General features: G+C 67.9%; 19 protein-coding genes. 10 read left to right on the forward strand and 9 right to left on the reverse strand.

Annotation, left to right across the window (positions count from 1 at the left end; genetic code table 11):
• Positions 1-24: 24 nt before the first annotated feature.
• Positions 25-1,869, forward strand: coding sequence for a DEAD/DEAH box helicase (locus WG924_RS18760; RefSeq protein ID WP_345934625.1), 1,845 nt, complete (start codon positions 25-27; stop codon positions 1,867-1,869).
• 278 nt (positions 1,870-2,147) lie between these two features.
• Here WG924_RS18760 and WG924_RS18765 read toward each other — a convergent pair whose 3' ends face one another.
• The 9 genes from WG924_RS18765 to hmpA form a co-directional block, all read right to left on the reverse strand.
• Positions 2,148-2,993, reverse strand: coding sequence for an alpha/beta fold hydrolase (locus tag WG924_RS18765; RefSeq protein ID WP_345934626.1), 846 nt, complete (start codon positions 2,991-2,993; stop codon positions 2,148-2,150).
• 3 nt (positions 2,994-2,996) lie between these two features.
• Positions 2,997-4,052: a branched-chain amino acid ABC transporter permease gene (locus WG924_RS18770; RefSeq protein WP_345934627.1), complete on the reverse strand. Its 1,056-nt coding sequence runs from the start codon at positions 4,050-4,052 to the stop codon at positions 2,997-2,999.
• Between the two features lie 16 nt (positions 4,053-4,068).
• Positions 4,069-5,076 (reverse strand): branched-chain amino acid ABC transporter permease, encoded by a 1,008-nt coding sequence (locus WG924_RS18775; RefSeq protein WP_345934628.1) that lies wholly within the window; start codon positions 5,074-5,076, stop codon positions 4,069-4,071.
• Positions 5,073-5,840 (reverse strand): ABC transporter ATP-binding protein, encoded by a 768-nt coding sequence (locus WG924_RS18780; protein WP_345934629.1) that lies wholly within the window; start codon positions 5,838-5,840, stop codon positions 5,073-5,075. The genes WG924_RS18775 and WG924_RS18780 overlap by 4 nt, the downstream gene beginning before the upstream one ends.
• A gap of 7 nt (positions 5,841-5,847) precedes the next feature.
• A complete protein-coding gene (locus WG924_RS18785) occupies positions 5,848-6,645 on the reverse strand; it encodes an ABC transporter ATP-binding protein (RefSeq protein ID WP_345934630.1) in 798 nt (265 codons plus the stop codon).
• A 153-nt stretch (positions 6,646-6,798) separates the two neighbouring features.
• Positions 6,799-7,956: a substrate-binding domain-containing protein gene (locus WG924_RS18790; protein ID WP_345934876.1), complete on the reverse strand. Its 1,158-nt coding sequence runs from the start codon at positions 7,954-7,956 to the stop codon at positions 6,799-6,801.
• A gap of 281 nt (positions 7,957-8,237) precedes the next feature.
• On the reverse strand, positions 8,238-9,734 hold the full coding sequence (locus WG924_RS18795; protein ID WP_345934632.1) for a sigma-54 interaction domain-containing protein: 1,497 nt from the start codon (positions 9,732-9,734) through the stop codon (positions 8,238-8,240).
• Between the two features lie 173 nt (positions 9,735-9,907).
• A complete protein-coding gene (locus tag WG924_RS18800) occupies positions 9,908-10,912 on the reverse strand; it encodes an alpha/beta hydrolase (RefSeq protein WP_345934633.1) in 1,005 nt (334 codons plus the stop codon).
• Positions 10,913-10,979: 67 nt separating this feature from the next.
• Positions 10,980-12,179: an NO-inducible flavohemoprotein gene (gene hmpA, locus WG924_RS18805; protein WP_345934635.1), complete on the reverse strand. Its 1,200-nt coding sequence runs from the start codon at positions 12,177-12,179 to the stop codon at positions 10,980-10,982.
• Positions 12,180-12,438: 259 nt separating this feature from the next.
• On the opposite strand from hmpA, the gene WG924_RS18810 reads away from it, so the two are divergent.
• The 9 genes from WG924_RS18810 (at position 12,439) to WG924_RS18850 (ending at position 23,814) form a co-directional block, all read left to right on the forward strand.
• Complete coding sequence (locus WG924_RS18810) at positions 12,439-13,731, forward strand: glycosyltransferase family protein (RefSeq protein ID WP_345934636.1); 1,293 nt, start codon at positions 12,439-12,441, stop codon at positions 13,729-13,731.
• Positions 13,718-15,043 (forward strand): glycosyltransferase family 4 protein, encoded by a 1,326-nt coding sequence (locus tag WG924_RS18815; protein ID WP_345934637.1) that lies wholly within the window; start codon positions 13,718-13,720, stop codon positions 15,041-15,043. The genes WG924_RS18810 and WG924_RS18815 overlap by 14 nt, the downstream gene beginning before the upstream one ends.
• Positions 15,043-16,233, forward strand: a complete 1,191-nt coding sequence (locus WG924_RS18820) for a glycosyltransferase (RefSeq protein ID WP_345934638.1) — start codon at positions 15,043-15,045, stop codon at positions 16,231-16,233. The genes WG924_RS18815 and WG924_RS18820 overlap by 1 nt, the downstream gene beginning before the upstream one ends.
• On the forward strand, positions 16,230-16,832 hold the full coding sequence (locus WG924_RS18825) for a histidine phosphatase family protein (RefSeq protein ID WP_345934639.1): 603 nt from the start codon (positions 16,230-16,232) through the stop codon (positions 16,830-16,832). Before WG924_RS18820 ends, WG924_RS18825 begins: the two co-directional genes overlap by 4 nt.
• A gap of 68 nt (positions 16,833-16,900) precedes the next feature.
• Positions 16,901-18,148, forward strand: coding sequence for a glycosyltransferase family protein (locus WG924_RS18830; RefSeq protein WP_345934640.1), 1,248 nt, complete (start codon positions 16,901-16,903; stop codon positions 18,146-18,148).
• On the forward strand, positions 18,145-18,981 hold the full coding sequence (locus WG924_RS18835) for a polysaccharide deacetylase family protein (RefSeq protein ID WP_345934641.1): 837 nt from the start codon (positions 18,145-18,147) through the stop codon (positions 18,979-18,981). Before WG924_RS18830 ends, WG924_RS18835 begins: the two co-directional genes overlap by 4 nt.
• 128 nt (positions 18,982-19,109) lie before the next feature.
• A complete protein-coding gene (locus tag WG924_RS18840) occupies positions 19,110-19,781 on the forward strand; it encodes a hypothetical protein (RefSeq protein ID WP_345934642.1) in 672 nt (223 codons plus the stop codon).
• A gap of 41 nt (positions 19,782-19,822) precedes the next feature.
• Positions 19,823-21,793, forward strand: a complete 1,971-nt coding sequence (locus WG924_RS18845; protein WP_372045141.1) for an ABC transporter ATP-binding protein — start codon at positions 19,823-19,825, stop codon at positions 21,791-21,793.
• Positions 21,790-23,814 (forward strand): ABC transporter substrate-binding protein, encoded by a 2,025-nt coding sequence (locus WG924_RS18850; protein ID WP_345934644.1) that lies wholly within the window; start codon positions 21,790-21,792, stop codon positions 23,812-23,814. Before WG924_RS18845 ends, WG924_RS18850 begins: the two co-directional genes overlap by 4 nt.
• Positions 23,815-23,872 lie beyond the last annotated feature (58 nt).

The raw sequence follows: 23,872 nt of genomic DNA on the forward strand, positions 1-23,872 counted from the left end.
AGCAGATCGGGCGTACCGTCTCGCATGACATTCGAAGATCTGGGCCTGAGCGCCGAAGTATTGCGGGCCGTCAATGACGCCGGCTATACCCAGCCGACCCCCATCCAGGAGAAGGCGATCCCCTGGGTGTTGCAGGGCCGTGACGTGCTGGGCTGCGCACAGACCGGCACCGGCAAGACCGCATCCTTCACCCTGCCCATGATCGACATCCTGGCGCAAGGCCGGGTGCGTGCGCGCATGCCGCGCTCGCTGATCATGACGCCGACGCGTGAGCTTGCCCAGCAGATCGCCGAAAGCTTCCACACCTATGGTCAGCACACGCCGCTGTCCATGGCGCTGCTGATCGGCGGCATGTCGTTCAACGATCAGGAAAAGGCGCTCGACAAGGGCGTCGACGTGCTGATCGCGACCCCCGGCCGCCTGCTGGACCATTTCGAGCGGGGCCGCGTGCTGCTGACCGATGTCCGCATTCTGGTGGTCGACGAGGCCGACCGGATGCTCGACATGGGCTTCATCCCCGATCTTGAGCGCATCGCCAGCCTGCTGCCGCAGATCCGCCAGACCCTGCTGTTCTCGGCAACCATGCCGCCCGAGATCCGCCGTCTGGCCGGCAAGTTCCTGATGAATCCCAAGGAAGTGTCGGTGGCGCCGCAGTCGACCGCGGCCGCGACCGTGCGCCAGCTTGTGGTGCATGTCGCGAACGAGCGGGCCAAGCGCCGGCCGTTGGAAACCCTGATGGTCCGGGAACCGGTCGGCAACGGCATCATCTTCTGCAACCGCAAGCGCACTGTCGCCACCCTGTACGAATCCCTGAAGCGCGCCGGACACGATGTCGGCGCCCTGCATGGCGACATGACCCAGGATGCGCGCAACGAAACGCTGGCGGCTTTCCGTGACAACAAGATCAAGTTCCTGATCGCGACCGATGTCGCCGGTCGCGGCCTGGATATCGAGCATGTCAGCCATGTCTTCAACTATGACGTGCCGCTGGCCGCGGAAGACTACATCCACCGCATCGGCCGCACGGGCCGCGCCGGCCGCACAGGCACCGCGATCATGTTCGTGACCCCGGAAGACCGGAAGCTGTATGACCGCGTCGTCGCCCTGCTGGGCGGCAAGGCGATCGAAACGGTGACCGATCTGTCGGGTGTTCTGGCGGTGACAGGCGGTGCCCAGGCGGCCCCAGCCCTCGCGCCGGACGATCAGACCGACGCTGAAACCGCCGCCACACCGGCCGAGGCGTCGCCCGTCGCCGGTGAAAGTGCGACCGCGCCGGTTCGTCCGGCACGGACCCGTCAGCGCCGCCGCCGGGAACCGGCGGTCGAGGAGACCGCTGTGGTGGCGGCGACCGATGCCCCGACCAGCCTGATCGACGCTGTCCCGGCCGGGTCCAATGCTGCCGATCTCACCGATATGCCGGCGATGCCTGCACAGGTTGCCGAACCGGACCTCGTGGCAGCCGAAAAGCCCGCCCGCCCGCCACGCCGCCGTCGCGCCCGCGCGCCCGAGGTCGCCACCGAGGTGGCGGAGACATCCATAGCGACGGTTGTGGCCGGGGACGATGCGCCCGCTGTGGACTTGGCCCCGGCGGCTGCCGATGATGTTGCGGAACCCGTCGCGGAAGCCGCACGGCCCTCGCATCCTGTCCGCCCGCCTCGCCGAAACCGGACTACCCCTGCCCCTGCGGACACGTCCAGCGCGCGCAATGGTGCTGCCGAGAAGCCTGCCCGTGATGACCGGGAACAGCCCGAACGGGAGCGTCCCGAGCGCGAGCGCAGCGCCCGCGACGACAATACGCCGCTGGGCTTCGGCAAGGATATTCCGGCCTTCATGCTGAAATCCGCCCGGACCGACCGGACCGTCCCCTGACCTCATCAGGCGGCACAGACCAGTCCGGCGCCTGGACAGAACGACAAGCCCCCGGCATTCCGATGCCGGGGGCTTGTCGTTCTGACCGGCAGGTGAGCCAGGATACGTGCGCCCATTTATGAAAAAACCGCCCCGGAGAGCATCTCCGGGGCGGTTCAGTATCGACCGGCGGGCTGTCTCCCGGCCCCGCCGATCGAGGCCCCCGGGACCACTCGCAAAAGCGGCCATCGGGGGAAGCTGGCAAATCAGGTCATCCCACCCGGGATCAAGTGCTGCGATCAACTGGCGAGGAACCGGTCGAGCAGATCGAGCTGGTCTGGAACATTGAGGGCCGGAGCATGCCCGCAGCCGGGAATGACTGCAAGGGATGCTTTCGGCCCGCGCCTCGTCATCTCTTCCGCCGTGTCCTGGGTCAGCAGGTCACTTGTTTCGCCGCGAAGCACCAGGGTCTTGGCTTCAATGGCGTCCCAGGCATCCCACATCTCGAAATCACCGGTGGTCTCTGCAAAAACGCGCATCACGGCAGGGTCATAATGCACGGTCACCTTGCCGTCATCGCGCCGGCGCGTCGAGGTTTCGGCCATCTGCCGCCACTGGTCGTCGCTGATGGCGCCATAGGGGGCATAGATGGTGCGCAGATAGGTCTCCAGTTCCAGAACCGTGTCAAACACCGGCGGCTGGGTGACATAGGAGCGGATCCGGTTGATCGCCGCCGGCGCCAGCGCCGGGCCGATGTCGTTCAGCACCAGATGGGTGATCCGGCCCTTAAGCGGCCCGGCGGCCAGCACCATCCCGATGGCGCCGCCCATCGAGGTGCCCACCCAGCGCATCCGCTCGATCCCCAGCCGATCGAGCATCTCGACCGCGATATCGGCGTAATGCTCCAGCCGGTATTCGGCCTCCGGTGCCGCCGACCAGCCAGACAGGCCGCGGCCGATGGTGTCGGGTGCCACGATCCGGAACCGGTCGGCGAAGCGGCGGGCGCAGGGGTCGAAATCGCGGCCGGTGCGGGCCAGACCATGCCACATGACGATCGGGTCCGACCGGTCCGGCGACCAGTGCATGTAGTGGATTTCGTGGCCGCAGGCGGTGAGGTATTCCGATGCGGGCTGGATGGCGGTCATGGTTCAGCGTTCCCTCAATTTGCCGACAATGCCGGTCGGAAAGAAATAGACGGACAGGACGAACAGGATGCCGAGCCACAGCATCCACCGGTCGGCGGCGATCAACTCCGGCAGTACCGGAATCCCGGCAAGCGCCGACGAGGCGGCCCCCATCAGATCCTGCAGATAGAACTGCGCCAGGCTGAGGATCACGACGCCGATGACCGCACCATACAGCGTGCCCATGCCACCGATCACCACCATCAGCAGAATGTCGAGCATGATGGCGAAGGACAGCGTGGCATCCGGCCCGGTATAGCGCAGCCAGAGCGCGTTCAACACCCCGGCCAGCGCCGCCAGCGCCGCCACCAGACAGGACGCGGCCGTGCGATACAGCACCACCCGGTTGCCCAGCGCCTCGGCGCGGAAATCATTCTCGCGGATGGCCTGCAGCACCCGGCCGAAGGGCGAGTTCACCACCCGCAGCATGAACAGGAACAGCACCAGACTGCAGATGAACACCAGGTAATAGGCGACCAGCCGGCCATTGATCCGCTGACCGAAGATCTCGTCCTCGAACAGCTTGAAGGCAGGCGTCAGCATGCGCGGCACCCGGAAGGACATGCCGTCCTCGCCGCCGGTGATGAACGACAGTTGCGAGGCCAGGATCAGGAAGAAGCTGGCGACCGCGAGCGTGATCATGCTGAAGAAGATCGCCCGCACCCTCAACGACAGCAGGCCGATGACCGCGGCGGCGGCAATCGATACCGCGACACCGGCAACCGTGCCCAGCCCAACGGCGCCCCAACTGGGGCCGAGCGCGTTCAGGGCGATGGCGACGCCATAGGCGCCGATGCCGAAGAACATGGTATGGGCGAAGGACACGATGCCGGTATAGCCGAGCAGGATGTCGTAAGAGGCCACCAGCACGATCAGCACGCAGATCCGCGCCGCGACCGCCAGCGAGCGGGTGCCCGGAAAGACGAAGGGCGCCAGCAGCAGCCCCAGAAGGATGACGATCAGCACCGCCGCCAGAATGCGGCTGCGCGGTCGGTCGCCGGAAATGATCCAGTTGAGCATCCGATCCGCCTCCGGCCTAATTCTTGGTCGCGGGATAGAGCCCGCGGGGACGCCAGAGCAGCACCGCCACCATCAGCAGGATGTTCGAGCCAAGCGCCAGCGTGGGTGCCAGATAGCCCATGAAATTCGCGGTCAGCCCCACCAGCAGCGCGCCCAGAAAGCAGCCCCCCACCGAGCCCAGGCCGCCGATGATCACCACGATGAACACCAGGATCATCACATCGGCACCGATATGGACGGTGACGATTTCCTGATAGAGCGCCCACATCACGCCACCGGCGGCGGCAAGTGCGGTACCGGCCACGAACACGCCGACGAACAGCCGGCGGACGCGATAGCCCAGCGCCTCGACCATCTCGCGGTTTTCCACGCCGGCGCGGACCAGCAGGCCAATGCGGGTGCGGTTCAAGGCGAAATGCATGCCCAGATAGGCAACCAACCCCAGTGCGCAGGCCACCAGCCGATAACGCTCGACAGCGATATCGCCGACGAATATCGAGCCACGCAGGGTTTCGGGCTTGGGCAGCGGGATCGGGTCGGCACCCCAGATCACCGTGATCAGTTGTTCGGCGACGATCAGCCCGCCGACGGTGATCAGGATCTGGCGCAGATGCGCGCCATAGACCCGGCGCACGATGACCCGTTCGAACACCAGCCCCAGCACGCCGGCAGCCGCACAGGCGACCAGGATCGCCAGCAGCATCGCGCCGACATCGCCCAGAAGCGATACCCCCATCAGGCCGGCGAACGGCCCGCCGGGGCTGAGCAGCCCGGTCGCCAGATAGGCGCCGACGGCAACGAAGGCGCCATGGGCGAAGTTCAACACGTCCATCAGGCCGAAGACCAGCGTCAGGCCCGAGGCCATCAGGAAGATCATCATGCCCATGGCAAGGCCGGCAATGGCCAGCACCAGCCAGGTGCCGGGGTCGATCAGGATCAGTGGCAGGAACAGGATCAGGCCGGCCATGGCGAGCGGAGCATGCCGCTCCACCATTCCGGCGGTCTTGAGGGCGCGCGCGGTCATTGGTGACTGTCCAGGCTGAGGCCGAGCAGACGGCGCTGAAGATCTCCGTCATGGGCGAGTTCATGCATCGAACCCGCATGGACGACGCGGCCGTCATCCATCACCGCCACGGTGTCGCCGAGGGCGGTCGCCATGCTGAAATTCTGTTCGACCATCAGAATGGTCGTGTCGGTGGCCTTCAGCTCGCGGAAGGCCTCGATCAGATGGCCGATGATCGCCGGCGCCAGCCCCTTCGACGGCTCGTCGACGATCAGCAGCGCGCGCGGCTCCACGATCGCCCGCGCGATCGCCAGCATCTGCTTCTGGCCGCCCGACAGATTGCCGGCAGGCCAGTTCCAGAACTTCTCCAGCGCCGGAAACAGATCGAAGATCCAGGCCAGACGCCTGTCGTCCATCGGGCCGGAGCGGGCGGCGAGCAGCATGTTCTCGCGCACGGTCAGGCTTGAGAAGATCCCCATGTCTTCCGGCACATAGGCGATACCGCCCTTGGCCAGATCAGGGGTTTCGGCCGCGGTGATGTCGCGACCATCAAAGGTGATCCGGCCCTGGGACGCATGCCACAGCCCCATGATGGTGCGCAGGGTGGTGGTCTTACCGGCACCATTGCGGCCCAGCAGCATGGCGAGCCCGCCCCGCGGCACCACCAGGTCGACGCCCTGAAGGATATGATACTGGGCGATATGGGTGTGTACGCCCTGAAGCGTCAGCAGCGCCCCCGCCTGCGCGCCGTCGCGGGCCCCGGCCACCCCGGCCCGTTCTGGCATCGGCCGCTCAGACATGGGTCGAGGCCCCCATTCCCAGATAGGCTTCCTGCACGATCGGCGAGGCGACGACCTCTTTCGGGTCGCCATCGGCGACCAGATAGCCGTTGTGCAGCACGATGATCCGATCGGCGAGCGAATGGACGACATCCATCTTGTGTTCGACCAGCAGAACCGTGTTCGCCGGATCGGATTTGATGCCGTGGATCAGGTCCAGGATCACCGGCACCTCGTCGACGCTCATGCCGGCGGTGGGTTCATCGAACATGAAGATGCGGGGTTCAAGCGCGATCAGGATCGCCACCTCCAGCTTGCGCTGGTCGCCATGCGGCAGGGTGGCGACGACATCATCCGCGCGAACGCCCAGCCGCACCTGTTCCAGGATCTCGTCGGCGCGCTGGATCAGGTGTCGGCCATGGGCTGCCATCGAGAAGATGTCGAAGCCCCGGCCCCGCCGCGCCTGGACCGCCAGGCGGATGTTCTCGCGCACCGTCAGGTTCGGAAACAGGTTGGTCAACTGAAAGGCGCGGCCGATGCCGCGCCGGGTGCGGCCGGCGGCGCCATGTGACGACAGATCATGCCCGTCGAGCAGAACCGATCCGGCGGTCGCCCGCAACTGACCTGATATCAGGTTGAAATAGGTGGTCTTGCCAGCGCCGTTCGGCCCGACGATGGCGGTCAGCGTGCCGCGTGTGAACCGGCAGCCGACGCCATTGACGGCGACATGGCCGCCGAAGCGCACGGTCAGATCGCGGGTTTCGAGCGCCGGAACGGCGCCCGCGGCTTCCGCGGCGGAAGATAGGGTCATCCGGGGTCCGTCTTCGCTTGGCCATCCGCCGGTCGGGCGGAGGCCATGAAAGGAAGAAGCCATAGCAGGCAGAAGGCAGCACGCGGGCCGCGCCGGCCGGGACCGGCACCCGGGGGAGGTATGCCGGCCGGTCCGGCACGGCCCGCGCGCAGCTCAGCGCTGGTTGCGGATCGGCACGTCCATGTCGTCGATGCCGATCACGCGGACCAGTTCAGGAATGCCCCAGGCGACGCTCTCGTCGACCTTGATGCGGAAGTGATACATTTCCTGCAGCGCCTGATGGTCTTCCGTGCGGAACCGCATCTCGCCCTTCGGCGACATGAAGCTCATGCCCTCCATGGCGGTGATCAGGGCTTCGGTATCGGTGGAGCCGGCCTTGCGGATCGCCTCGACCGCGGCGATACCGGCGCTCATGCCACCGGCGGTGAAGAAGTCCGGCGGCGAATTGAAGCGCTTCTGATGCTCGGTCACCAGCCAGTCGTTCACCGGGTTCTTGGGGATGTCATAATAGTAATAGGTGGCGCCTTCCATGCCCGGCAGCGCCTTGTAGGCGGCCATGGCCGGCAGGATGTTGCCGCCGGTGGCGATCTTGATGCCGCGACGCTCGGGCTCCATCGCCGCCAGCTTGGCGAAGGGCGTGGAGGCACCGGCCCAGATCACGAACAGCACCTTGTCGCCCTCCACCTTGTCCATCGCATCGAAGATGCGCTGGGCGGGGGCGGTGAAGTCGGTGGTGTCGCGGGGGACATATTCCTCATGCGCGATCTCGGCACCGGTCGAGGCCAGGGCATCGCGGAAGGCGGCGACGCCATCGCGGCCAAAGGCGTAATCCTGCGCGAGCGTGGCGATCTTCACGCCGGGCTTGCCCAGCGCCACCGCATTCGAAATCGCATCCTGCGAGGAATTGCGCCCGGTGCGGAAGATATAGCGGTTCCACTTGTCACCGGTGATCGAGTCGGCAACCGCCGGCTCCACCAGCAGGATCTTCTCGTATTCCTGCGCCACCGGCAGCATGGCCAGCGCATCGCCCGAGGATGTCGGGCCGATGGCGAGGTCGACCTCGTCGTCGCCATAGGCTTCGGCCAGCACCGCGCGGGCGATTTCCGGCTTCAACTGGGTGTCCTTCTCGATGACCTCGATCTTGCGGCCATCGATCTCCATCGTGCCCTTGGTGGCATATTCCAGGCCCATCATCAGGCCGGTATGGGTCTGTTTGGCATAGGCTTCGAGCGGCCCGGTCTTGCCCGAGATCAGCGCGATCTTGATCGGATCTGCGGCGAGCGCCGGTCCGGTGCCGGCCATGGCCGCCATCACCGCGGCCGCGGCGAGGTGCTTCCAATTGAGCGACATTGGGGGTGGTGCCTCCCTACCCTGGTCTTTGTGCCATCGCGATCGCCGGTCAGTCCGGCGCACCGCGTTGAGACATAATCAGCAAGGCCTGTGCCATCTTCATGACATCAACGGAAAGCAACAACTTGCCGCGCTGCACCATCAGTTGCGGCAGCGCATCCTGTCCGGCAACCCGGACGTCTGTCTGTCAGGATTTCCGGACAGTCAGCTTCGTGTCCGGTAAACCGGACGGTGTGACGGGATCAGGGGCGCGGCGCGGCCGCCGCGGTCTCGATGCCATGTGTCGCCAGTTTTTCATAGAACTGGGCGCGGGAAATACCCAGCAGCTTCGCCGCCTGGGTCTTGACCCCGCCGGCCGCGGCAAGCGCCCGGCGGATGGCGTCGCGTTCGGCGGCGGCCAGGGCCTCGCGCAGTGGCTCCACCGTCTCGCCAGGGTCGACCGATGCCGTCATGGTGACCGGTGCCACACCTGCCGCCGAGGGCATATGCGTGGCCATCAGACTGTCGATATGGCCGGCATCGATCTCGGCATCATCGGTCAGCAGAACCGCACGCTCCAGCAGATTGGCCAGTTCGCGGACATTGCCCGGCCAGTCATGGGCCTGAAGCCGCAGCAGGGCATGGTCGGTCAGCGTGCGTGGCCGGCCGCCCTGATCGATGGCCAGCCGGTCGAGCAGGGCCTCACACAGAGGTTCGATGTCATCCAGACGTTCCCTCAGCGGCGGCAGGCGCAGCGGCAGCACATTCAGGCGGTAATACAGATCGGCCCGGAACAGGCCTTCCTCGACCATCCGGCCCAGATCGCGGCTGGTGGCGGCGATCACCCGCACATCGACCGGAATCACCCGGTTCGACCCCAGAGGCTCGATCTCGCGTTCCTGCAACACCCGCAGCAGCTTGGATTGCAGGCTGACCGGCATGTCGCCGATCTCATCCAGAAACAGCGTGCCGCGATGGGCCAGGCGAATCTTGCCGTCACGCGGTTTGGCACCGGCACCGGTGAAGGCGCCGGGGGCCACGCCGAACAGTTCCGCTTCCAGCAGATTTTCAGGGATCGCCGCGGTGTTCACCCGCACCATCGGCCCCGATTGCCGGCCGCTGGCGGCGTGCAGGGCATGGGCCAGCATCTCTTTGCCGGTGCCGGTCTCGCCCAGCAGCAGTACGGTGATGTCCCGTTCAGCCGCCCGCCGCGCCTGACGCTTCAGCAGGCGCACCGCCTCGGAATTGCCGATGAACTGGGAAAAGCCGTATTTCGCCCGGCGCGCATCGGCCAGTTGCCGGCGGGCGGCATCCAGGTCGCGCTGCAACCCTTGAAACTTGTCGACCAGCGGTTTCAGCGACTGCACCCGGTCGTAGAGGATCATGCCGACGGCGCCGGTGACGCGGCCATCCTCGTCCTTCAACGGGATGCGGCTCACCACAAGCTGCCGGCCCTCGACCTCGAAGATGTCGATCAGATCGGCGCGGCCACAGGCCACCACCTCGCGCAGCCGGCTGTTGGGGATCACCTCCTCCACCGGTCGGCCTTCGACCGGGTCCATGCCGTTCAGTCCCAGGATGGCGCGGTACTTGTCGTTCATCCACAGAACCTGCCCGCCGGAATCGATCAGGACGGCGCCTTCATACAGCTGATCGAACAGTTCCACCGCCGCCCGCGCGATCCGGTCCCGCAGGCCCGCCTCACGCGCGGACGCAGCCCGGCGCCTGCGCGCCGCCACGCCGTCGACCAGCCGCTCCATGCTCTCCAGCGTCTCCCTCTGCCCTGTCGGCCGCAGGTCACGGCCGGCCCCGCGGGGGGCACCGGTAAGCACCTCTTCTCGCACGGGGCTGCGGCGTCAAGCCTAGGACGGTGGCGATGCCGATGCAAGACGGGTCGGGCGCAGGTCGGGGCCGGATGGCGGGTCGGGCGGGATCAGGGTTCGGATGCAAAGACCACGGCACGGCTGATCGCCGCCGGCACGGTGGTCATATGGCCCTCGCCGGCGAACACCACCTGATCGATCCGTGCACCCGGCACCTGCAGCGCGCGCAGGCGATCGGCCATCTCCGTCAGATTGTCCAGCATCCGCGCCATGCGTCGGAAGGCCGCCCGCTCAGGGCTTTCCGCTCCGATCGACACTGCCTGTTCCTCGCCGCCCACCATCAGCAGCAGGTTCAGCGGCGGGCGCCGATCGCGCGCGGCATAGGCCGCCGCATCCTCGGCCACATCGCCGTCATTCCACCAGATCGACGGGCTGGAGGCGACATAGCCCTTGAACGCCTGCGGCCTTGTCAGCGCCGCATGCAGCACGAAGCGCCCGCCCAGCGAATGACCAAACAGGGTCGCGCGGTCGGGATCGATCGGAAAACGGCGGGCAATGGCCGGGCGGATCTCGTTCAGGATCACGTCCAGGAAGGCATCCTGGCCGCCGGTCGGCACCACCGGTGCCCGTGGCCCCATCAGGGCCAGCATCGCCGGCGTCACCGGCGATGTCAGGTCGAGATAGCGACGGGTCATGTCGAAGGGGGCATCGCCGGGATAGCCGATGGCGACAACGGCGAGGCTGCCCTCACGCGCAGCCAGCAGCCGCGCGGTCTGCGCCGCCAGACCGAACATTGCGTTGCCGTCGAGCAGATACAGAACCGGGAAGCCGGCCTCGGGCGGTATGCCATCAGGTGTCGCCACCTGAATGCGATAGACCAGCCCGTTGCGCTGCGCCGTGATGTCGAACCAGTGGCTGCCCGGCACAGTCACCGGCCCGCGGTCGTCCGGAACGACCGCGGGCCGGGCACCCGGCAGGCCATCTGCATGTGCCGCCTGGACGGCCGCCAGGCCTGCGCCGATCGTCACCGCCGCCACCAGCGCCAGCACCCAGGCGATGGCGACCGCATGACGTGGCCGCCGGTATCGCCCGGGCGATAAGGTCCGCGTTGTCACCGCATCCTCCGGTCCGTTTTCCAGAGGTGGCATCCGACCTTAATTTTGACTGCGACGCAATCGCATTTCAGAGGATCTGTTCGTCGGTCACACCGAACAGTTCGAATCGGATCCGGTCGCGCGGCACGCCGATCTCGATCAACTGCGCGGCCTGCGCCTTCTGGAAGCCACGCGGCCCGCACATATAGACGTCGATATCCGTAGCCGGCAGCAGATCGCGCAGCGCCTGGGCGTCGATCCGACCGATCCGGTCATGATCCCGCCCCTGCCGGTCTTCCGCATCCGGGCGCTCATAGGCGACATGAACCGACAGGCCCGGGGTCGCTGCGGCCAGATCGCGCAGATGACGGCCGAAGGCATGGGTCCGGCCATCGATCGCCGCATGCGCCCAGACGACCGGATGATCGGGCCGCATCTCGGCCAGCGTCTCCACCATCGCCAGCAGCGGGGTCTGCCCCACGCCGGCGCCAAGCAGCAGGATCGGGCGTGACCCGTCGATATCCAGCACGAATTCACCCGCGGGCGGTGCCACCTCGATCACCGCACCGGGCTTGATCATGTCGTGCATCATGCCGGAGCCGCGACCTTCAGGCTCGCGCTTGACCGCGATCCGCCAGTGCCGGGCATCGGGCTTGCCGGCCAGGCTGTAATGACGCAGCAGGCTGGTGGTGCCGTCGTCGCGGGTCAGGCGCAGGGTCAGATACTGACCGGGGCTGAAGGGCGGCAGCGGCCCGCCATCCTCAGGCGTCAGCCGGAAGCTCTTGATCACCCGACTTTCGTCATTGACGGCATCAACGATGAACCGCCGGAAACCGCGCCACCCACCAGGCCGCGCCGCAACCTCATCGGCCAGCACGGCTTCGCGCCCGATGAACACGCCGGCGAGCACGCCATAGGCCTCGGCCCAGGCGGCCAGGATCGGCGGGGTCGCCGCATCTCCCAGCACGTCCGAGATGGCGGCCAGCAGTTCCGCGCCCACGACATCGTATTGTTCGGGGCGCACCTGCACCGCAACATGCTTATGGGCGATGCGTTCCACCGCACCCGCCAGTGCCGACAGGTTGTCGATGTGTTCGGCATAGGCCAGCACCGCGGCCGCCAGCGCCCGGGGCTGCGATCCGTCGCGCTGATGCGCTGGATCGAACATCGCCGCGATCTCGGGCTGGGTCAGAAGCCGTTCATAGAACCGGCTCGTGATCGCTTCACCATGGGCGCGCAGCACAGGTACCGTGGCTTTCACCAGGGTGATCGTCGTTTCCGTCAGCATATCCCGTCCATTTCCGTTCCTGCGGCCTGCCCGGATGCGGCCTGTGGTCGTCCCGGACTGCCATCTCTCGTGAACCACGATAGATATATAGCAGATGAATTTTATTCCCGTCATCGTATATGTATTTGAAATGCACATTATGTCGCAGGCGCCGCCCCGGATGACGGAGTTTCCGCGCCGCGACATCGCCACTTTCCGAGCGCGCCCGGCCTGTGCGATAGTCCGGCCGTTATGCCGCAAGCGGGAGGTTCCGAGAGGCATGAATGGCTCGCGTGTGCTGATCTACAGCCACGACAGCTTCGGGCTCGGTCATCTGCGCAGATGCCGCGAGATCGCACACGGGTTGGTCGGGGCATTCCCCGACATGTCGGTGCTGATCCTCTCGGGGTCGCCGATCATCGGCAGCTTCGACTTCCGCACCCGCACCGACTTCGTCCGGGTGCCGGGGGTGATCAAGCTGCGCAATGGTGACTACACCTCGCTGAAGCTCAAGATGGACATCGACCACATCCTGAAACTCAGGGGGGCGATCATCGAGCGCACGGCCGAGGTGTTCGAACCCGATGTCTTCATCGTGGACAAGGAGCCACTGGGCTTGCGGGGCGAGGTTGCCCGCACGCTCAAGCGGCTGAAGCGGCGCGGAACCCGGCTGGTGCTGGGCCTGCGCGATGTGATGGATGAACCGGCACAGCTTGCGCCCGAATGGAAGCGCAAGCGGGTGTTGCCGGCGTTACGCGACCTGTACGACGATATCTGGGTCTATGGGCTGCCGGAGATCCACGATCCGCTGGAAGGCATCGATCTGCCGGCGGATGTGCGCGCGAAGATGACCTATACCGGATATCTGCGCCGGGCGGCGCCGCAGGGCGCGGTGTCGGAGCGTATCCAGACACTGGTCGAGGGTGAACCCTACATCCTCGTCACCACCGGCGGTGGTGGCGACGGTGAGGAACTGATCGACTGGGTGATACAGGCCTATGAACAGCACGGCGACCGGCTGCCCCATCGCGCCGTGCTGGTGCTGGGCCCGTTCATGAGCCGCGAGGCCCGCGAACGGTTCGGTGCAAGGGCCCACAAGCTCGACCGGGTCGACACCATCACCTTCGATGCCCGGATCGAAACCCTGATGGCCGGTGCCGAAGGCGTGGTGGCCATGGGCGGCTACAACACGTTCTGCGAGATCCTGTCGCTGGACAAGCGGGCGATCATCGTGCCGCGCACGGAACCCAGGCTGGAACAGTTCATCCGCGCCGACCGCGCGGACAAGCTGGGCCTTGTGCGCATGCTGCTCGACCCCGGCCCCGGCCGCACCGCCGCGGCCATGGCCGACGCACTGGTGGCGCTGGCCGAACAGGCACCGCCATCGGCGGCCATGCCGTCCTCCATGCTCGACGGCCTCGACGCGGTTGCGCGGCTGGTGGGTGCCGAGCTTGACCGGCGCGACCGGCGTGCCGGCGTTGAGCCGGGGGCGACCGGCCGCATCCCTGAAACCGACCAGGCCTGGGGCGACGAGGCCGGGCCGCAGGACATCAAGCGCCGTGCCGCACCCTGACGCCGGCACATCCCCCCCCGGCACCATCGCCGTGGTGCTGAAAGGCTATCCGCGCCTGTCCGAGACCTTCATCGCCCAGGAGATCCGGGCGCTGGAGGTCGCGGGCCTGGCCCTGCGGCTGGTGTCGCTGCGCCGGCCGACCGATCGCGCGGTGCATCCGGTGCATCGCGAGATCACCGCCGATGTCCGCTATCTGCCCGAATACCTGCATGAAGAGCCGCTGCGGGTGCTGCAATCCCTGCGGCGGGCGGCACGGCTGCCGGGCTTTGCCCGCGCCCGTGCCGTCTGGCTGCGCGACCTTGCCCGCGATCGCAGCCGCAACCGCATCCGCCGCTTCGGTCAGGCCGCGGTTCTGGCGGCGGAACTGGAACCCGACACGGCGATGATCTATGCGCATTTCCTGCACACCCCGGCATCGGTGGCACGATATGCGGCGATCATGCGCGGCCTGCCCTGGGCGGTGTCGGCGCATGCCAAGGATATCTGGACCAGCCCCGAGTGGGAAAAGGCCGAAAAGCTCGCCGATTGCGCCTGGGCCGTCACCTGCACCGCCATGAACCGCGATCATCTGGCAGCCCTTGCGCCGCCGGGCCGGGTCGACCTGCTCTATCACGGTCTGGACCTCAGCCGGTTTCCGGATCCGGCCGGCCTGCCGACCGCAGATCCGGCATCCACCACGGGTCATGGCCGCGATACCGGCAATGACCGCGATGGCAGCGATCCGGCCCGCCCGGTGCGGCTGGTGGGTGTCGGCCGGCTGGTGGAGAAAAAGGGCTGGGACACGGTGCTGGCGGCACTGGCGCTGCTGCCGGACGGTATGGCCTGGCACTTCACCCATATCGGCGGTGGCCCGCTGAAGGACCGGTTGCAGGCGCAGGCGACCGCAGATGGCATTGCCGATCGGATCAGCTGGCAGGGCGCCATGGCACAGGCCGAGGTGCTGGCCGCCTATGGCCGGGCCGACATCTTCGTGCTGGCCAGCCGCATTGCCGGCGATGGCGACCGCGACGGCCTGCCGAATGTGCTGATGGAGGCGCAATCGCAGCGTCTGGCGGTGGTCGCCACCACGGTCTCGGCGATCCCCGAATTTATTCGCGACGGCGAAACCGGGCTGCTGGTCGCGCCCGATCAGCCGCGGGCGCTGGCCGATGCCATTGCCACGCTGGTCGCGGCACCGGCGCTGCGGCAGAGGATGGGGGCTGCCGGCCGTGCCCGGCTGGATGCCGCCTTCTCGCTGGAGGCCTCGGTCGGCCCCCTGATCGCGCGGCTGTCGGCGGCGGTCGCAGATGGCCGCGAGGCACGGCACGGCTGATGCGGGTCGCGGTCTATTGCCCCCTGAAACATCCCGACCACCCGGTGCCCAGCGGCGACCGGCGGATGGCCCGGCAGATCATCGCCGCCCTGGCGGCGGGCGGCCATCAGCCGGACCTCGTCTGCCGGTTCAGCAGCCGCGACGGCGGCGGCAACCCTGAGCGTCAGGCCCGGATCATGGCGGCCGGCCGCCGGCTGGCCCGGCGGCTGGCGGCACGGCTGGCGGCGCGTCCGGCCGCAACCCGCCCCGATGCCTGGATCACCTATCATCTCTATCACAAGGCCCCCGATCATCTGGGGCCGCAGGTGGCGGCGGCGCTCGACATTCCCTATCTGGTGGTGGAAGCCTCGGATGCGCCCAAGCGCGCCGGCGGCGCCTGGGATATCGGATTTCAGGCGGCCCGCGCGGCTCTGGCCGCCGCCGATCTGGTGATGCCGATGACCCGCCTGGACGCGGTCTGTCTGAGCCGGCTGCTGCCGGCCGGTCATATCCAGGGGCTGATGCCGTTTCTGGACGATGGCGCCCGGTTCGCCGCCGCGGCACAACGGCGGGGCGGCATCCGCCGCGATCTGGCCACCGCGTGGGGCCTCGACATCACCCTGCCCTGGCTGGTGGCCGTGGGCATGATGCGGACCGGTGACAAGCTGGACAGCTATCGGGTGATCGGGCGCATGCTGGCCGATCCGGCACTGGCCGGACGGGGTTTTCACCTGCTGGTGGCCGGCGACGGCCCGGCCCGCGCGGCGGTTTCTGCGGCACTCGACGCCGATGGCGACCATCGGGTCAGGTTGCTGGGTGCCCTGGACCCCGCAGCTCTGGCAGATGTGCTGGCGGCCGCCGATATCATGGTCTGGCCCGCCGTGCGCGAGGCCTATGGCATGGCGTTGCTGGAGGCACAGGCCGCCGGGCTGCCGGTGGTGGCGGGCCGAAGCGGCGGCGTGCCCGATCTGGTGACCGACGGGGTCACCGGCCGGTTGGCAGCCCCCGAGGACGCCCCGGCACTGGCCGCCGCCGTGGCCGCCCTGCTCGACGACCCGAACGGCCGCGAGGCCATGTCGCGCGCGGCCACCGATCAGGCGGCACGACGTGATATCACCGCCGCCGCGGCGGCACTGAACGAAGCGCTGCGGCTGGCCACCGTCAATCATCGCCAGCGCGCGACGCGCCACCGGCTCGGGAACACGCCATGAGCACCTCGCCGCCGATCATTCTGGCCCTGATCCGCCATGGCCGCACCGACTGGAACGATCAGGGCCGGCTTCAGGGGCAGAGCGACCAGCCGCTCAACGATGCCGGACGCGACGAGGTGACCGGCTGGCAGCTACCGGCACCGATCGCCACCGGCTATGACTGGTACACCTCGCCGCTGCTGCGGGCGCGCGAAACCGCCGCCCGCCTGGGCGCCCCTGCCGCGCGGCCGGCGCCGGCGCTGATCGAGATGTCATGGGGCGCGTGGGAGGGGCGGAGGCTCGACGATCTGCGGCTGCAGCTCGGCGACCGGATGACCGCGCTGGAGGCTCAGGGGCTGGACTTCCGGCCGCCGGGGGGTGAAAGTCCGCGAGAGGTTCAACAGAGGGTGGCGCCCTGGCTCGCCGCCATGGCCGCGCGCGGGCGCAATGTCGCGGCGGTCAGCCACAAGGGCGTGATCCGGGCGGTGATGGCCCGGGCGACCGGCTGGCCGATGATCGGCAAGCCGCCGCACCGTCTGGCCCGCAACGCCGCCCATCTGTTCAAAGTGGCCCCCGATGGCGCGGTGGCGGTTCACCACCTGAACCTGATGCTGTCGTGATCCGCGCGGCAACGGGCGCCGCAGCCACACCGCGCCACACCATTCTTTCAGTTACCGAGGATGCCGTCGTGACCACAGCTGATACCGGTTCCGCACCCCTGCCCCGGCCCGATCTCAGCCGGTCTCTGCGGCCACGGATCGTGCTCTATGTCCAGCATCTGCTCGGCATCGGCCACCAGAAACGGGCCGCGACCCTGACGCGCGCGCTCGAAGACAAAGGCTTTGCCGTCACCTATGTCAGCGGCGGCTTTCCGGTGCGCGGGCTCGACACCGGCGCCGCCGATCTGGTGCAGTTACCGCCGGCACGCGCGGTCGACAAGTTCTTCAAGGTCCTGGTCGGTCCCGACGGACAGGTGATCGACGATGACTGGCGCGTGCGCCGCCGCGATCTGCTGATCGCGATCGTTCGGCGCGTGCAGCCGGCGATCCTGATCACCGAGCTGTTTCCCTTCGGCCGCAGGCAGTTGGCGTCCGAGATTGTCCCGATGATCGAGGCGGCGCGGGCCCTGCCCCGGCCGGCGCTGATCGCGGCATCGGTGCGCGACATCCTGGTGGAACCGCCCAAGGAAGAGCGCCGGCACGAGATGCTCGACCGTGCGCGGCGCTATTACGACCTGGTCATGGTGCATGGCGACCCGGCCCTGGTGCCGTTCGAGCGGACCTTTCCGCTGATGGCCGAGGTGGCCGATCTGGTGCGCTACACCGGCTATGTGGTTGACCGGAACCGCAACCACACCCCGCCGCCGGGCCGCGATGCGCGCGACGGCACCGGCGAGGTGCTGGTCTCGGCCGGCGGTGGCGCGGTCAGCGAGGCCTTGTTCCGGGCCGCCATCGCCGCCCGCGCCGGCAGCGGGCCCGACCTGTCGGCACGGCATTGGCGGCTGCTGGTCGGCTGGAACCTGGATGACGCGATCCTGACCGAGCTGCGCGCCACGGCACAGGCCGCCGATATCCACGGGTTCACAGTCGAGCGGGCGCGGCCCGACTTTGTGGCGATGCTGGGCAGGGCGGCGCTGTCGATCTCTCAGGCCGGCTATAACACGCTGCTGGAAGTGGTTGAAAACCGGGTGCCGGCGGTGGTGGTGCCCTATGCCGGCGGGCTTGAAACCGAACAGGGGCTGCGCGCCGGGCTGGTCGCCGAACAGGGGCTGATCGAGGTGGTGGACGAGGCGGGGCTGACGGCTGCGGCGCTGGCCGATGCCGCCGCCCGGGCCGCCGCCCCGCGCGACCGCCGCTGGCCGGCGATCGACATGGATGGCGCCACCGCCAGCGCCGATCTGCTGGCCGATATGCTGACCATGCGCGTGGCGCCGTGACCGATACCACCACGACGGACAACCCCGCAGCCGGCGGTTGGGCGGCACTGGATGGCGAGTTGGATGCCTGGCGGGCGGCGGGCCGGCCGGCGCGGTTCTGGTGGCGCGACGACGACGCCGTGGCGCCCGGGCCGGCGCTCGACCGGCTGCTGAACCGGGCGCGGCATCACCGGCTGCCGCTGGCGCTGGCGGTGATCCCGGCCACCGCGACCGAGGCCCTGGCCCGGCGGCTCGACACGGAACCCCCGGCATTGCGGGTGCTGCTTCATGGCTGGTCGCATCAGAACCACGCCCGGCCCGACAAGAAGAAATCCGAGCTTGCCTGCGGGCGGCCACTGGACGAGATGCTGGCCGATCTGGCACGGGGCCGTGACCGCCTGACCACGTTGTTCGCCAGCCGCTTCCTGGCCGTGCTGACACCGCCCTGGAACCGCCTGCCGGTGCCGTTGATCCAGCGCCTGCCCGAGATCGGCATCAACGGCCTCAGCCGGTTCAAGCCGCGCAAACGCCCGATGCCGGCCCCAGATGTCGTGGAGGTCAACACCCATGTCGATCCGATCGACTGGCGCGGCAGCGGCGGCTTCGTGGGCGAGGACGCCGCCCTGGCGGCGATCACCCGCCATCTGGCGGCCCGGCGCGCGGGGCTTGCCGATCCGGATGAGCCGACCGGCCTGCTGACCCATCATCTTGTGCACAGCCCCGCGCTCGACGCGTTTCTGGACCGGCTTTCGGCCCGGCTGGCCAGCCATCCGGCGGCGGTGTGGGACGATCCGGCCCATCTGTTCACGCCATCGGCAAACCGTCTTCCGCCGATTGAAACGGCGCCCCGGTGACCGCGTCCCTGCCGATATGTCGACGGCCGGCCACATCGGCTGGCGTAACGGCTTGCAAGTCGCCGGTACGAACGGGCATCCTATCGCTTGCGCGGCAGAGGGGCCGCGCCTCAGGACGATCGAGGATCGTGACCGCCCGCATGACACCCGCCCCCGATGCCCTGATGTCCGGTCGCCGGCATAACGGCGATGAGGCCCTGCGCCACGACAGGACCGATATGTTCACACAGGATCGCCCGGCGGCCGTTCCGGCCGCGACCACCGGTCTGCCAGCCGCGACCGGTCAGGTATTGCGGCACCATCGCGGGCCGCTTCTGGCCGATATGCTCCGCGCAGGCTTCGGCAGCCTCGTCGTCGCCCTGCCGGTGTTTGTGGTCCAGGGCCTGGGCATGGTGGCGGTCGGCGTGCTGTCGCTGCTGGTGGCGCTGTTCGCGGGCTTCGGCATCCAGCGCGCCATCCGGCTGTCCGAGGTCTGGCGCGCGGTGCCCGGCCCTCACGGTTTCATCGAACGGCACAGCCTGACCGGCCGGCGACGGATCGCCCTCCACCAGCTTGCCCGGCTGAAACTGCTGCATTACGCGCCGCGCCGTGGCGGCGGCTGGTTCCGCCTGATCCTGACCGACCAGCTTGGCCATGTGCTGGCGGTGGAAGACAGTCTTCGTGATTTCAACCACCTGGTCGCCACGGCGCTGACCGGCGCCGGTGCTCGCCACCTGACGCTGGACGGGGTGACCCGCCACAATCTGTCGGCGCTGGGCCTGCGCGTGCCCCAGACCTGCACTGGTGAGGGCGGGTCATGAGCCAGTCCCCGCACGTCCTGCGGCCGGCCGGCCGGTCCGCGATGCACCCGCTCACCGGAAACCGCACGCCTGCCGTCACGCGGCCATTATTGGCCGTGCGTGATCTGGTGGTGCGCTTCGCGCTGCCGGAAGGGGCCCTCACGGCCGTCGACGGCGTGTCGTTCACCATCAATCCCGGGCGGATCACGGCACTGGTCGGGGAAAGCGGCTCAGGCAAAAGCGTGCTGACCCAGGCGGTGATGGGTCTGCTGCCGTCGCTTGCCCGTATCGATGGCGGCAGTGCCGTGTTCACCGACCCGCTCGACAACACGGCCACAAATCTGGCTGAACTGCCGGCCAACAGCCGCGCCATGCGCCGGATTCGCGGCGGCCGGATCGGCATGATCTTTCAGGAGCCGATGAGCGCCTTGTCGCCGCTGCACACGCTGGGCGACCAGATCACCGAGGCCGTGCGTCTGCATCTGCAACTGGACGGCAGCGATGCCCGCGAGGTCGCGGCCGACATGCTGCACCGGGTGGGCTTCCCCAATCCGCGGGTGGCGCTCGACCGCTATCCGTTCGAATTGTCCGGCGGCCTGCGCCAGCGCGGCGTGATCGCCATGGCGCTGGCGGCAAAGCCGGCGCTGCTGATCGCCGACGAGCCGACCACCGCTCTCGACGTCACCCTGCAAGCCCAGATCCTGAAGCTGCTGCGTGATCTTCAGGACGAAATGGGCATGGGCGTGCTGTTGATCACCCATGACCTTGGCGTGGTGGCGAGCCTTGCCGACGACATGGTGGTGTTGTATCGCGGCAAGGTGATGGAAGCGGGCCCGGCAGATACCCTGATCCGTGATCCCCGCCATGCCTATCTGAAAGCCCTGTTGGGCGCCGTGCCGCGGATCGGCATGGATCGGGATGAACGGCTGGTGCCGCTGCGCGCGGTGGCGCTCGATCCCAAGCTCGCCGTCAGTGCGGTGGGCAAGCACGGCCCTGCCATAACGGCATCGACCGCGACCTCGGCGACCATGGGCGACGCCCTGGCGGCCGGCACGCCCCTGCTGTCGGTCGAAGGACTGACCAAGCGTTTCGTCAGCCGGGGCGCCGGCATCTTCAGCCGGGGCGGCGGCGCCGGCGTGCTGGCGGTCGACGATGTCTCGTTCACCGTCGGCCGGGCCGAGAGTGTCGGCCTGGTGGGCGAGAGCGGCTGCGGCAAGACCACCACCTCACGCATGCTGCTGGGCGCGATCCGCGCCGATGAAGGCCGGATCATGTTCCGTGGCGACAACGATGAACAAGCCACTGATCTGGCAGGTTTATCTGACCATGGCTGGATCCCGTTCCGCCGACGGCTGCAATATGTGTTTCAGGATCCGTTCCATTCGCTGAATCCGCGGATGACGGTCTATGACATCATCGCCGAACCGCTGGAGATCCACGGCGCCGGCACGGCCAGGGAGCGTGCCGAACGGGTGAAGGCGCTGATGAAGGTGGTGGGTCTCGATATCCGCCATCTCAGGCGCTATCCGCACAGCTTCTCGGGCGGTCAGCGTCAGCGCATCGGTATCGCCCGCGCCCTGGCGCTGGGGCCCGAACTGCTGATCCTGGACGAACCGGTCTCGGCGCTGGACGTATCGGTGCAGGCCCAGGTGCTGAACCTGCTGAAGGATCTGCAATCGGTGCTGGGCCTGGGTTACCTGTTCATCTCCCACAATCTGGCGGTGGTCGATTACATGTGCGACCGCATTCTGGTGATGTGCGCCGGCCGGATCGTCGAAAGCGCGCCGCGCGACCGGCTGTTCTCGGCACCGACCCATCCCTATACCCGCGCCCTGATCGCCGCCGTGCCCGAAGCCGATCCCGACCGGCGGCTCGATTTTGCCGCCCTGATGGACGGCCGCGCCTCGGACCCCGCGGTCTGGCCGGAGCCCTGGCGTCTGCTGCCGGGCGGCACCTCGCGGATGAGCGAGATCGCGCCCGGCCATTTCGTCCGGGTCGGCGCGGATATGGCCGATGCGGGGGCGGCGGCATGAGCGGCCGGTGGCATGGCCTGTGGCAGAAAACGCTGGCCGCCGCCGCCCTGGCCGCCCTGATGCTGGCAGGCACCGGCGCTGCACGGGCGCAGGATGGCGGCGATACCCGGCCGATCGGCGGCTTCGCGGCCGAGAGCGGTCTTGGATCGCAGATCGAGATCCTGGTCTCGCCCAGCGCCCCCATGCCGGACCATCTGGTCGAAGCGTCGGTGCTGGAAGCGTCCGTCACCGCCGGCACCCTGCCGCCGATCGCCGAGCGGCTGCCGGCGAAGCCCGCGGTCGACGATTTCATCGGGCCCGATCTTCAGCCCGGCCGCCAGGGCGGCACCTGGACCATGCTGGTCGGCAGGCCCAAGGATGTGCGCATGGGGCTGGTCTATGGCTATGCCCGGCTGGTGCGCTATACCCAGAATCTGTCGTTCGAGGCGGATATTCTGGACCGGGTGGAGATCCAGGACGGCCGGATCTTCACCATGCGTCTCAGGCCCGGCCATCGCTGGTCGGATGGCGAACCGTTCACCGCCGACGACTTCCGCTATTTCTGGGAAGACGTCGTCAACAACCCCAAGCTCTATCCCGCCGGGCCGCCGCGCGAGCTGCTGGTCGACGGCGAGCCGCCGCGCTTCACCGTCATCAACGACACCACGGTCCGCTATAGCTGGTCGAAACCGAATCCCCGGCTGCTGCCGGCGATCGCCGGGCCGTTGCCGCTGACCCTGTACCGGCCGGCGCATTACCTGCGCCAGTTTCATGAACGCTATGCCGATCCGGAAACGTTGCTGCGGATGGTGAACGACCGCAAACAGTCGAGCTGGGCGGCACTCCACAACCGCATGGATACGGCGACTGATTTCAGCAACCCCGCCTATCCGACCCTGCAGCCCTGGCGGCTGGTGACGGCGCCGCCGTCGATCCGCTTCGTCGCCGAACGCAACCCCTATTTTCATCGCATCGACATCAATGGCCACCAGTTGCCCTATCTCGACAACCTGGCGATCGATGTGGTCGACGGCAAGCTGATCTCGGCCCGGACCGGCACCGGCGATGCGCTGCTGCAGGCGCGCGGGCTCGACTTCACCGACTACACCTTCCTGAAGGCCGGAGCGGCGCGGTCGGATTACAAAGTCAGTCTGTGGCGCACCGGCCGCGGCGCGCATCTGGCGCTCTATCCCAATCTGAATGCCAGGGACGACGGCTGGCGCAGTCTGTTCCGCGACGCCCGTTTCCGGCGCGCCCTGTCGCTGGGGGTCGACCGCCACGAAATCGACGCGGTGCTGTATTACGGCCTGACCATTGGTGGCGCCAATACGGTGCTGAAGGAAAGCCCGCTGTCGCGCCCTGCCTATCGCCGTGCCTGGGCCGCCCATGACGTCGCGCAGGCGAACAAGCTGCTCGACGAGATGGGCCTGGACCGGCGCAATGACCGCGGCATCCGGCTGATGCCCGATGGCCGGCCGCTTGAGATGGTGGTCGAAACCGCGGGTGAGAGCACCGAACAGATGGACATTCTGGAACTGGTCCACGACCAGTGGCTGGAGCTGGGCATCAAGATCTATGCCCGGCCGATGCAGCGCGATCTGTTCCGCAACCGGATCTTCGCGGGCGATACCCTGATGAGCGTCTGGTTCGGCCTGGAGGCGGGGCTCGCCACAGCGGAAACCGACCCGTGGGAGCTGGCGCCGATCAGCCAGCAATCGCTGCAATGGCCGAAATGGGGGCAGTATTACGAAACCAATGGCAAGTCGGGCGAGGCGCCGGACATACCGTCGGCGGAACTGCTGCTGTCATTGTACAAGGATTGGACCGTGGCATCGTCTTCGGCGGCACGCGCGCGGATCTGGCGCGAGATGCTGGCGATCAATGCCGATCAGGTCTACTCGATTTCGCTGGTCGCCGGGGTTCTGCAACCGGTGGTGATGAATGCGCGGCTGCGTAACGTGCCGGAGCGTGGCCTGTTCAACTGGGATCCGGGCTCGCATTTCGGCCTCTACCGTCCGGAACGGTTCTGGCTCGACAACTGACCGGCTGCACGGACGATACCGGACCACACCGACAGAACCACATCGACAGGCAGGGGGC

The organism is Tistrella arctica (assembly GCF_039630945.1).
In the GTDB taxonomy this organism is placed as follows: Bacteria; Pseudomonadota; Alphaproteobacteria; order Tistrellales; family Tistrellaceae; genus Tistrella; species Tistrella bauzanensis.